At 65.5% G+C, this 10,283-nt stretch carries 12 protein-coding genes; 5 read left to right on the top strand and 7 right to left on the bottom strand.

Translation table 11 applies throughout. The annotated features are described in order from the left end of the window. Positions 1-104: 104 nt before the first annotated feature. The 3 genes from FB390_RS13590 to FB390_RS13580 all read right to left on the bottom strand — a co-directional run bounded on the left by FB390_RS13590 (position 105) and on the right by FB390_RS13580 (position 3,259). Complete coding sequence (locus FB390_RS13590) at positions 105-827, bottom strand: SDR family NAD(P)-dependent oxidoreductase (RefSeq protein WP_246124286.1); 723 nt, start codon at positions 825-827, stop codon at positions 105-107. Between the two features lie 131 nt (positions 828-958). After that, positions 959-1,399, bottom strand: coding sequence for an SRPBCC family protein (locus tag FB390_RS13585; protein ID WP_141809276.1), 441 nt, complete (start codon positions 1,397-1,399; stop codon positions 959-961). A 15-nt stretch (positions 1,400-1,414) separates the two neighbouring features. Further along, a complete protein-coding gene (locus FB390_RS13580; protein ID WP_246124005.1) occupies positions 1,415-3,259 on the bottom strand; it encodes an MMPL family transporter in 1,845 nt (614 codons plus the stop codon). Between the two features lie 12 nt (positions 3,260-3,271). Between FB390_RS13580 and FB390_RS34230 the strand changes: the two genes are divergently transcribed. The 3 genes from FB390_RS34230 to FB390_RS13570 all read left to right on the top strand — a co-directional run bounded on the left by FB390_RS34230 (position 3,272) and on the right by FB390_RS13570 (position 5,955). After that, positions 3,272-3,769: a hypothetical protein gene (locus FB390_RS34230; protein ID WP_246124004.1), complete on the top strand. Its 498-nt coding sequence runs from the start codon at positions 3,272-3,274 to the stop codon at positions 3,767-3,769. Positions 3,770-4,397: 628 nt separating this feature from the next. Then, the gene (locus tag FB390_RS34225; RefSeq protein WP_246124003.1) at positions 4,398-4,703 is read left to right on the top strand and encodes a zinc metalloprotease; all 306 of its coding nucleotides are present in this window, start codon (positions 4,398-4,400) and stop codon (positions 4,701-4,703) included. Position 4,704: 1 nt separating this feature from the next. Then, on the top strand, positions 4,705-5,955 hold the full coding sequence (locus tag FB390_RS13570) for an MAB_1171c family putative transporter (protein WP_342780404.1): 1,251 nt from the start codon (positions 4,705-4,707) through the stop codon (positions 5,953-5,955). Here FB390_RS13570 and pgfA read toward each other — a convergent pair. From pgfA to FB390_RS33505, 4 genes are all read right to left on the bottom strand, one after another. Continuing rightward, the gene (gene pgfA, locus FB390_RS13565) at positions 5,952-6,992 is read right to left on the bottom strand and encodes a cell envelope lipid trafficking protein PgfA (protein WP_141809274.1); all 1,041 of its coding nucleotides are present in this window, start codon (positions 6,990-6,992) and stop codon (positions 5,952-5,954) included. The genes FB390_RS13570 and pgfA overlap by 4 nt on opposite strands. Continuing rightward, positions 6,989-7,156 (bottom strand): DUF2613 family protein, encoded by a 168-nt coding sequence (locus tag FB390_RS13560; RefSeq protein WP_141809273.1) that lies wholly within the window; start codon positions 7,154-7,156, stop codon positions 6,989-6,991. The genes pgfA and FB390_RS13560 overlap by 4 nt, the downstream gene beginning before the upstream one ends. A 28-nt stretch (positions 7,157-7,184) precedes the next feature. Continuing rightward, positions 7,185-7,970 (bottom strand): Rv1157c family protein, encoded by a 786-nt coding sequence (locus tag FB390_RS13555; RefSeq protein ID WP_141809272.1) that lies wholly within the window; start codon positions 7,968-7,970, stop codon positions 7,185-7,187. A 371-nt stretch (positions 7,971-8,341) separates the two neighbouring features. Next, a complete protein-coding gene (locus tag FB390_RS33505; RefSeq protein WP_185757028.1) occupies positions 8,342-8,494 on the bottom strand; it encodes a hypothetical protein in 153 nt (50 codons plus the stop codon). A 54-nt stretch (positions 8,495-8,548) separates the two neighbouring features. On the opposite strand from FB390_RS33505, the gene FB390_RS13550 reads away from it, so the two are divergent. Further along, the gene (locus tag FB390_RS13550; RefSeq protein ID WP_141809271.1) at positions 8,549-9,418 is read left to right on the top strand and encodes a class I SAM-dependent methyltransferase; all 870 of its coding nucleotides are present in this window, start codon (positions 8,549-8,551) and stop codon (positions 9,416-9,418) included. An 88-nt stretch (positions 9,419-9,506) separates the two neighbouring features. After that, positions 9,507-10,265 (top strand): thioesterase II family protein, encoded by a 759-nt coding sequence (locus FB390_RS13545; RefSeq protein WP_141809270.1) that lies wholly within the window; start codon positions 9,507-9,509, stop codon positions 10,263-10,265. Positions 10,266-10,283 lie beyond the last annotated feature (18 nt).

Below are 10,283 nucleotides of genomic sequence, written 5' to 3'. Positions count from 1 at the left end.
CGATCAGTGTTGGTGAGCGCGGCCTACGGCAGGCGCGTGAAGTCGATGTGACCACCTCGGCACATCGGAGTACGAATGTCCGATTCCGCAAGTGAATACGGAAATTACCTTTTGTTCAGCTGCCCGGCCGCCAAATCGGCGACCAGTCGATCGGCGCCGAACCATCGCTGGACCGCCGCCGACAAACTCGGTGCGATCGGCGCGAAACGCGAGCCGACTCGCATCCCGAACGGCGCCACGTCGATCTCGCAGATGTTCTTCCGCACGGCACGGACGACGGCGTCTGCGACGTCTTCCGGGCTGGACGTTCCCACGAATCTCGGTAGTCGGATGGGTCCGGAGTCGGCGAACATACCGGCGTCCCGAATGAATCCGGGAAAGATTGTCGATACCCCGACGCCATCGGATCGGAGTTCCTCGCGCAGCGCCAGACCGAATCCCCGAAGGCCGAATTTCGTAGCGTTGTACACCGACGATCTCGGCGCTGCGGTCTTTCCGGACAGCGACGAAACGAAGACCAGGTGGCCACTTCGGCGCTCGCGCGACTGCTCGATCACCTGACGAGCGAGGACCATGTGCGATCGGAGATTCACCGCGATCGCACGGTCTATATCCGACACCGAAAGGTCGGTGAGCAGACCACTACCAGGAAGGCCGGCATTCGCGACGAGTATGTCGATTCGCCCGGCCGCTTCGGCGAGCTTCGCCGGGGCTTCCGGTTCCGCGAGGTCGGCTACGATGATTTCGCCCGAACACATTCGCGCGGTATCTTCCAGCGCGGTCTTGTTGCGGCCGGTGAGGATCAGATACGCACCTCGGCGAGACATCTCGCAGGCGATGGCACGTCCCAGCCCGCCGGAAGCCCCGGTGAGTAGTACTCGACGGTTTTCAATTCTCATTTCCCCTCCCTGAACGGCGGCTCCCCAGCCGGCGTCTTACTGTTCCGAAAACTACCTGCTCAACCCGATGATCCGATGATGCGCTCCGCGAGATTCCGTCCGGTTCTTTCGAGCAGCTTTGTCGCAATCAATTTGCCCATCTTGTTGACGGGACGATAGAATAGACCCTCCTCCACCGGATAACGCACTTCCGTCGTGACGTTGCACCCTCGCGGACCCGCGGATTCGAACGCGATGTCCACGCTCGCTTCGTACCGGCCGAGCGCGGTGAGCACGATCGAACGGTTCGGTATCGACGTCGCGGTCGTGAACGAAACGGAGTGCGTGACCGCGCCCACCGAGATGTCGACCGTGAAGTCTTGCGGCGCGCCGGGTTCCCGGCGGCAAGCCGAGATTCCGGCCACCCATTCCGGTATGTGGTCGTAATCGCTGACGTACTCGAAAACGAGCTCGACCGGGGCCGCCAATACCATCGAACCGCTGACGAAATCCGTCGCCATCGCTGCTCCTGACTGCTATCGGACGGGTTCCGGGGCCGGTTCGACGGCAGGGAGTCGCCAGGGAGACCACCAGTTCGCCTCGCCCATCAGCGCGACCAGCGCCGGAACCAGAACCATGCGCACGAGAGTGGCGTCGATGAGGACCGAAATCAGGATGCCGAGACCGACGAGCTTCACCAGCATCAGGCCGGAGAGCGCTGCCGCTCCGGAAACGATGATCAGCATGGCCGCCGCCGCCGTCACCACCCGCCCAGTTCCCGCGACCCCTTCCAGCACCGCGCCTCTCGTGTCGGAGCCCGCCGCGCGCGCCTCGACCATCCGCGATATCAAGAACACCTCGTAGTCGGTCGAGAGCCCGAACACCGTGGCCACTACGATCACCACTCCGGCCACCGGCAGTGGACCTGGCGTGACACCCAGCCACGCGGCGCCGTACCCGTCCTGGAATATCCAGGTGAGGATGCCGAGGCTGGCCGCGAGGCTCAATCCGGACATCAGCACGGCCTTGATCGGCAGCAACACGGATCGAAACGCGAGGAACATCATCACCAAGATGGCTGCCGCCATCGCCGCCGCCATTTTGGGGAAGCCGGCGATGATCGCGTCGTAGCTGTCCGCGCTGATCGCGTTCTCACCGCCCACCAACAGCGTGATACTCGGTGGCGTTTCGAGCGCGCGCAGTCTGCGCACCGTTTCCAATGCGGGCGTGGTGAAATCGGGATCCGCCAAGATCGCGTGGACCACGGCGAAGTCCGGACCGCGGTCCGTCACGAGCGCGAAGCGGACGCCCTCGGTGCGCCCGGTTGTCGTCATCAGCTCTTGGAGCGTCGCGGCGTCCGGCTGGCCGCCCCCGGCATCCCGCACGATCAGGTCGACGCCATTGGTGGCATTCGGAAAGTTCTGGACGATCGCTTCTTGCGCGACGCGCGTCGGGTTGCCTTCGGGGAGCCCCGAGCTGTCGATGTTCGAGAACCCGATGCCGAACACCGGGGCAGCGAACAGCAGCAGCACGGCGATGATCCCTGTGGACAGCAGGCCGGGACGGCGAATCACGCCCGCCCCGAAGCGCGCCCAGAATCGTATAGCACGTTCCTCGCCGCGATCCGCCCCCCGGAAACGCAAGGGCAAGGCATTGATCCGCTCGCCGAGTATGGCCAGGACAGCGGGGACGACCGTCACCGACAGCACAGCGGCGAGCCCGACCGCCGACATCGCACCGAAGCCCAGCGACCGCATCGCCGACAACGGGAAGACCAGCATGCCCAGGAATGCGGCGACGAGTACGAGTCCGGAGAACAACACCGTGCGGCAGGCCGTCTGCACGGTGCGGCGGACAGCGTCATCGGTGCTTCCGGTCGCCGCCATCTCCTCGCGGAACCTGCTGACCGTGAACAGGCCGTAGTCGATCGCCATGCCGAGACCGATCAGGGAGGCCGTGTTGACGGCGAACGAGCTCACTTCGGTGAATTCGGAGATGAAACGTAGCGCACCGAGGGAGGAGACGATCGCAAGCACCCCGATGACCACCGGAATGCTCGCCGCGACGAGACCGCCGAAGATGAAGACGAGAAACAGCAAGGTCACCGGAAGTGCTATCGACTCGGTGAGTATCAGGTCGCGCTCGGATTCCGAGTTGTACGCCTCCGTTACGGCGCTGTACCCCGAGAACTTCGTCTCGATCCCTGGCACGGAGAGTGCATCGCGAATCTGTTCGAAGTTCTTCAGGCGCTGGCTGTCGTCACCGGTCAGTGTGAGGACGGCCAACGCTTCGGTGCGGTCCTCCGAAATGAACGCGGAGCGACGGATGGGGTCCGATGTCCAGTAAGAATCGATCGGCTGCGCCAGCAGGCTCTGATCCAAAGCGTTCAGTCTGTGCAGAATTTCTTCCGAAACATCGGCGATTTTCCGCCCGTCCGCGACGGCGTAATGGACTACGACATCAGGGGTTCGGCGTCCGAGGTGTTCATCGATCAGTTCATCGGCGACACTCGACTGGCTTCCCGGCACCGTGTACCCGGCAAGATTGAGCCGATCGAACACTCCGATACCCCAGAGGCCGGAGAGAAGCGTGAACACTACGCCGGCCGCGACGATGGAATACCGTCGCGCAACCACGATTTCGGACCACCGATGGGAAATCGATCGTTTCCCGTATGTGTCCCGGATAGCGCGCTTCTGCAACTCGATTCCCCCGATCGATGCGTAAATTCCCTTCGCTGCGATATCAGCAATGACTCGCCGCGGGGGCCCGCCTCAATAATGAGGACCGTAGCACCGCCACCGCACGGCCGCAACGTGCTGAATCGCCGCGGCACCGGCGAAATAGTTTGCTGCACGGCGGATCACGACTCGTCGAGAGACTCGAAATGACAGCGGCGGCGGTACGCCAGGATTTTGCGAGCGGCGCTTGGGGCCGCAGGAGAACGTTACGGCACCATGAACGAGGACAGGCACGCCACCGAATACCGTCCGGTTACCTCTCGAACCATTTTCGCAAACGTGTCCACCCTGAGACACATGCCGGTTGGTAGCCACCGATCAGCCCGTCTACGGCGGGGCATCACTCACCCGCGAGCGCCAGACATGAAACTGCCGAACCGCCCGGGTGGCCGATACTTTGCCGACGCGTGGCGGATGGGCTGCCATCCCGCCTGCTCGATGCGGACAGGAACACCCTCGGCCGAGTCTGTCGAAGCTCGCCCGCGAATAGACTGTCCGGCAACCTGCCACGCAGGCGATTACGATCACCACGACATCGGCACAGGTCACACGAACAACGAGGGAAATGGTAATGGAGGATCTCACCGCGCGGTTCGAGGAGCTGAGTCGCCTGGTACCGATCCCCCACCCCTGGGACACAACGGAATACGTCGCGCGGGTGGCCGAGTACCGGGGACGGCCGATCACGTTGTGCCCGATCGACGTCGGCGCGCTCTCGGGGAACGGATGCGGCACCGGAAGTGGCCTGTGGATTGCCCGGGAAGCCGACGATGTGATCATGTACGGCGCCGACACCGAATGGCATGCCGATCACATCATCGCCCACGAGATCGGTCACATGCTGCTCGGTCACGGAGAGACTGCGAGCGGTCCCGGTGACACCGGGGTTGATCTGCTGTTGAGCGAGTTGATGCCCTCGCTGTCGCTGGAATCCATCCGCAGCGTACTTGGCCGCCGAGACTACGGCAGTGAGCGCGAGCGCGCCGCCGAAACCTTCGCCGACCTGCTGCTGGTCGAAGCGATGTTGCCGAAGCGATCGCCGAGCCGGTTCCGGTCGACGTTCTTCCGAAACCGGCATCGATGAGATGACCTCCCCGGTTCCGGGTCTGATCACCTGGCCCGTCCTAGCAGGTATCGCGTTGGTGCTCGCCGGTCGGTGCTGGCTGTTGCGGGACAGCATCGTCGACAGGCTCATCAACCGTGGGCTCGCCGCCACTCTCGCCGAACACCTGTTGCGGGAGGCATGGCTGCAGCAGTCACTGGCCAGGCTGCTGCCGGGCGACGACAGCGACGTGGTGAACGGCACGGGACAGCTCTCGTTGGGAGCAACCGTGTTGACCGTCTCCCATGTCTACGGTGTCGCCAAGCTGTGGGCAGGCGCCGATCCCGCACAGGCGTGGCACAGGCAGTGGCGTTACTACCTCGTCACGATCACCGTTACCACCGTCATTCTGATCGCGGGGACGCCTGCCCGCCGCGCCGACCAGTTGATCGACCAGACATTGGGCTGGCCCGCTGTCGTGGTCTGGGTCGCGTTCGCCCTGCCGCTCGGCGCTACGGCCCTGCTCCTCGGCTGGGTAAGTGTGCGCGAGATTCGCACCGCAGGCCACACGACTTGGCGGGAACGTGCACTTTACACGGCAAGCGTGTGCAGCACGCTTGGCCTGGGATTCGTAGCGGTCGTATACCCGCTCGAGACCGTCATCAGTGTCGTGACGGGCCGACCGTCATTCGCTCCCGAGATGCACTGGAAAGGATGGAGCGGCTTCCTTATCTCGGCCATCGCCGTTCCCGCTATGGTCGCCGTGCCGCTGATCAGCACCCTGCTCACCCACATGGGATGGGACCGCACCGGCCGATACTGCCGCCGCCTGCGGCCGATGTGGGCCGATCTCACGGCAGCTGTACCCGAAGTCGTCCTGGAGACGCGACGCGACCACAACGGCCGAACAGATCCGGCCATCCGTCTACACCGCATGACGGTCGAGATCCGCGACTGCTTGCTCCATCTGAAGCGCTACAGCGACAGCCCCGACGATCTGGCCGGCGCCAGCGGTGACCCACATATCCAGACCCGTCGCATCGCCGAGGCCGTTGCCACCAAAGCTGCCGGGCACCCCCCGAGCGCGCGCCGGTTGCCGCCCCGGTACCAAGTACAGCCGGGCGCAAGGGATCTCACCGCGGAGTTGCGCCAGTTACTCGCACTCGCGAAGGCCTGGCCGCACGCTCGCGGCCTGACCCGGACCGCCGGCCTGCCGACCGTCCGGAACGGCAAACACCTCGGCCTCCCGGTGCGGGACACGGGAGGCCGAGGAGTTGTTCACAGGGTTCGCTAGAACCTTTCGGCTCGGCGGCCTCGGGATCCACTGCTCAGGACACCGAGGACGATGCCTGCGATGAGGGCGATGCCGCCCAGGATGCCCAGGGCGATGGGGAGGGTTTGGCCGAAGAGGGTGAGCCTGTCGAGGCTCTCCTGGGTGACGGCCAGCTGGGACTCGATGGTCTTCTCGTCGAAGACGAGGTGGGACTTGAGGGCGGTGACGTCTACCTGCTGGGCGCTGCGACCGTAGAACAGGTGGATCTGCTCGCCGCCTTTGAGAACCGCGCCGGTCTTCGGCTCGACCCACACGTCGCGGGTATTGGTGTAGAAGCGGGTCATCGTGACCGGCTCCTCACCCTCGAGGCCCCACTTGACGGCGGGGAGGGTGAGCTTGTTGGTCGGCGCCTGCACGACTTCCCACATGTTCGTGACCGGGATGGTCTGCCGGAAGTGATAGACCGGCACGCCGTTGATCTCGGACTCCTCGACGAACTGGATGTCGTAGGTGGCGCGTGCGTTGAGATCGAAGTAGGGGTAGGACTTCTTCTCGGTGCCGATCGGGAAGCGGTACTGCAGACCGGCGCGCTGCGACGGGTCGGCCACCGAGGCGCCCGACTTGTCGACGGAGACGGCGATGGAACCGTTGGGGGACACCGGGATCGGCTCGCCCGTCTTGCGGTCGATGGTGACGCGGTCGATCGAGGCGGTGAGCAGACCGGTGTCGCCCTCGCGGTCGTCCCGACGCAGCGTCTGGCCCGCCTGCACCGTCATCTGGTCGGCGTCGGACGGCTCTTCGACGGTGAGGAAACGCTGCGAGACGATCGGCACATTGGTGTCGACCTTGGCCGAACCCTCGGGCGAGGTGAGCGACTTCGAGTCCAGCACAAGGCTTTCCTCGCCGGGTACGTTCTTGGCGATCGTGGTGATCCGCAAGTCGAGCGGCGTCTTGGCCACCTTGCCGACGGTGTAGCTGGGAATCATGACCGCTGCCACGAGCAGCAGCGCGCCGAGGCCGACCAGGAAGCAGGCGATGGTCCTGCGCCCGTTGCTCATCGGCTGCCGTACGGCGTGCCGGCCAGCGACGAACCGGGGTCAGCGGTCGTCTCGGGCGCCGGGATCGAATTCTGTTGCGCGCCAGTGGTGATGCCTAGGACGGCGATCACCCCCAGGGTCGCGCCGGCCAGCCCGCTGACCAAGCCGGGAGCGGCGAATCTCATAGATCTAACTCCAATACGTTGCGTCGACTCAGGCGACGGTGAAGAAGCCGAGGGTCGGCGCGAAGGTGCAAGTACGAGCGCCGGAGTCGGCGGTCGTCGTGGTGAGCGAGCCGGAGATGACCGCGGCGACGCGTCCCGAGCCGGTGTCGGCCAGGGCCGACAGCGTGGCGGGACCGTCGGCGTTGAGCTCCGACTCGTTGGTGAGCGGCTGGACACCCGAGCGACGGTTGTCGAGGTTGACCCACTGCACGGTCAGCGGCGGATTTTGCACGGCCGCAGGGGATTTGGTGCCAAGCGCGGTGAAGACGAAGCCGGTCTGGCCCGCCTTGGGTCCCGGCGGCGGCAGATCGGCCGGACCGGGAACGGCCAGCGCGGCGCCGACGGAATCGGAGGTCGGGCCGATGCAGCCCTTGCCGATGGTCGGGTAGAGGAACTGGGCGATCCGGGGACCGTCCGACGGCGGTAGCTCGGGGCCGCCGCCACCGCTGCCGTCGAGGAACGTGATGACCCGCTCCAGGGTCGCCTTGACCTGCGGGGGGATGCCGGGCGTCGCGAGCAGCGCCCGCGCCTGGGCCAGAATCGCGGCTTTTCCGCCGTCGGCGATGGGGGCGGGGGCGGAGATGGCGCTGACGATCGTCGGCGCCAGCGCGGCCAGCGCCTCGGACGGGACGTTCTCCGGGATCGCCGGAACGGCCTGCTGTGCCGGGGCAGGCTGTGGCGCGGCCATGGTCGGCGTCGGTGCGACGAGTGCAGCAGCACTCGCCGCCAATACGAGAGCAGACAGAGCGGTCCGCGATCCTCGGGTGGGCAGCATTGGTAGGCCGTCCTTCTTTCTGTGGGATAGGCGGAGCAACGCAGAAACGACTTCCTTCCCGCCGCTGCTCGAGCCCCAGCGCACCACGAATGAAACAGCATCAGACCCGTCTCGGGCCAGCGATTCGGGCGATCCAGAAAGCTGTCGGCAATACTTTGTGAATCATCACAGTCGGTTCCGATCTACTGGCGGGTACGAACCGGCACTGGTCGCGACGGGCGTCGACGACCCCGAACCGCGTGAAGAATCCCCAGGTCAACCCGCATCGCCGACCCCCGCAAGACCAACTGGAACCACACTGGGAACGTTCACAACGCCTTATCGCGTTCAGCCCGGCAGCCGGCAGATGGCCGGATCTCGGCTCGGTAGCCTCAGCGGCCCGCTGCCGGATCGCTGCCGGGCAGACGCGCACCGGCCGGTGTCGCGGCCGACACGGGCGCGAGCACGCCCGCGAACGCGAGCACGCCTGCGGGCGCCTGTGGATGACTGCGGTGTTTCGGGGAATTGGGAACGGCTGTCGGCACTTCCGGCGATCCGGCTATTGAGCAACGCTTCGTTCGCTGTGCAAGACTGCATTGGTGGCCGAGACCGCTGACCTAGTTACCAACGTTTCCGACACCGCCCGTTGGGTGGCCGCCTTCCGCGCTGCCGAATCCGCCCGCCCCGACGCGCTTTTCCGCGATCCACTCGCCGATCGGGTCGCCGGGGAACGAGGCCGCGCCATAGCCGGCCGCACTCCCCTCTTGATGCACAACGGCTGGAATCTGGTCACCCGCACCAAGCTCATCGACGACCTGATCATGAAGTCCATCGAGCAGGGCTGCGATCGGGTGCTCAATATGGCCGCAGGCATGGACACCCGCCCCTACCGGCTGGATCTGCCCGCCGAATTCCCTTGGATCGAAGCCGATCTGCCCGCCTTGGTCGAGGAGAAGAACGAGCTGCTCGCGGGAGAGTCGCCGCGCTGCGCGCTCACCCGCACGGCGGTGGACCTCGCCGATCCCGAGGCGCGCAGGGAGTTCCTGGACGAGGCGCTCGCGGGCGCGGAGCGGGCGCTGGTGCTCACCGAGGGTCTGATCTACTACCTCACCGCCGACAATGTCGCCAGCTTGGCCACCGCCCTGACTCGGCCGGAAATAGCCTGGTGGGCACTGGATGTCAACAATCAGGCGATCGTGCAGCGGATGAGCAAGGCCACCACCGAACTGCTCGCCAACGCGCCGTGGCACTTCGGTCCTGTCGATCCGCTGAGCTTCTTCGCCGACCTGGACTGGACCGCCGACGAGGTGGAATCCCTCGTCTCGGCGGCACACCGGTTCCACCGGCTGCCGTGGTTCATGAAGCCGATCACTTTCCTCCCGCAGCCGGATCCCCGCGAGCCGATCCGCAAGGCTTGGAAGCCTTGGAGTGCGGTGGTGCGGCTCACCCACACACCACCGAGCCGTTAGCTCGCGAGGCCGAGTCCCCCGAGGCGCACCGCCGCCGAGCTCCCGGCGGCGGTGCGTATCCGTGCCGTAACGAAAGGCTTTCCCGCCCATGGGTAACAGCTGGCTCCGTCGCCTGTCTCCGTCTCCCGGGAATAGCTCCCACAAGCTGTTCTGCTTTCCACACGCCGGTGGCTCCGCCATATCCTTCGGGCCGTTGGCCAAGTGCCTGGGATCCGAATTCGAGGTTCTCGCCGTCCAATATCCGGGGCGACAAGACCGCAGGCAGGAACCGCTCGTCGGCAGCATTTCCGGCCTCGTCGACGGCCTGCTTCCCGAGCTGAGAGCAGCGGCCGAGCAGGCCGGGAATTTCTCGATCTTCGGACACAGCATGGGCTCTGTCGTAGCGTTCGAGGCCTGCAGGCGGCTCGAACGCGAGGTGGGCGTGCGCCCGCGAGTCCTTTTCGCCTCCGGTCGGCGCGCCCCTGCGGCGGCGCAGCCCGCACTGCGTGTCCACCTGCTGAGCGATCGGGAACTCGTGCAGCATCTCCTGCAGTTCGGCGGTACACCGGCGGCGCTGCTCGAGGATCCGGAATTTCGTGAACTGATCCTGTCCGTCGTCAGGAACGACTACCGGGCCATCGAGACTTACGACTGCGGCACCGACGCGATGGTCAGCACTCCGATCGTCGCGATCGCCGGGGATCGCGACCCCGATGCGAGTCTCGCGCACATCGCGGAATGGGATTCGCACACCACCGGAACCTTCGTCGCGAAAACCTTTCCGGGCGGCCATTTCTTCATCGATGCGAATCGCGACCCGATAGCGCAGCTGATTCGCGAGCACTGCGCCCGAGCGCTGTCCCGCTGATCCGCGGCGGCCGTTGCG

This window comes from Nocardia bhagyanarayanae (assembly GCF_006716565.1).
Lineage (GTDB): Bacteria > Actinomycetota > Actinomycetes > Mycobacteriales > Mycobacteriaceae > Nocardia > Nocardia bhagyanarayanae.
Note: the sequence above shows the minus strand (reverse complement) of the source record. Positions and strands in the feature narration are given on the sequence as shown.

Coding starts and splice junctions, on each gene's coding strand:
- FB390_RS13590 (WP_246124286.1), bottom strand. CDS start 827: ATGTCTCGCCGAGGTGCGTATCTGATCCTCACCGGCCGCAACAAGACC.
- FB390_RS13585 (WP_141809276.1), bottom strand. CDS start 1,399: ATGGCGACGGATTTCGTCAGCGGTTCGATGGTATTGGCGGCCCCGGTC.
- FB390_RS34225 (WP_246124003.1), top strand. CDS start 4,398: ATGTACGGCGCCGACACCGAATGGCATGCCGATCACATCATCGCCCAC.
- FB390_RS13570 (WP_342780404.1), top strand. CDS start 4,705: ATGACCTCCCCGGTTCCGGGTCTGATCACCTGGCCCGTCCTAGCAGGT.
- pgfA (WP_141809274.1), bottom strand. CDS start 6,992: ATGAGCAACGGGCGCAGGACCATCGCCTGCTTCCTGGTCGGCCTCGGC.
- FB390_RS13560 (WP_141809273.1), bottom strand. CDS start 7,156: ATGAGATTCGCCGCTCCCGGCTTGGTCAGCGGGCTGGCCGGCGCGACC.
- FB390_RS13555 (WP_141809272.1), bottom strand. CDS start 7,970: ATGCTGCCCACCCGAGGATCGCGGACCGCTCTGTCTGCTCTCGTATTG.
- FB390_RS13545 (WP_141809270.1), top strand. CDS start 9,507: ATGGGTAACAGCTGGCTCCGTCGCCTGTCTCCGTCTCCCGGGAATAGC.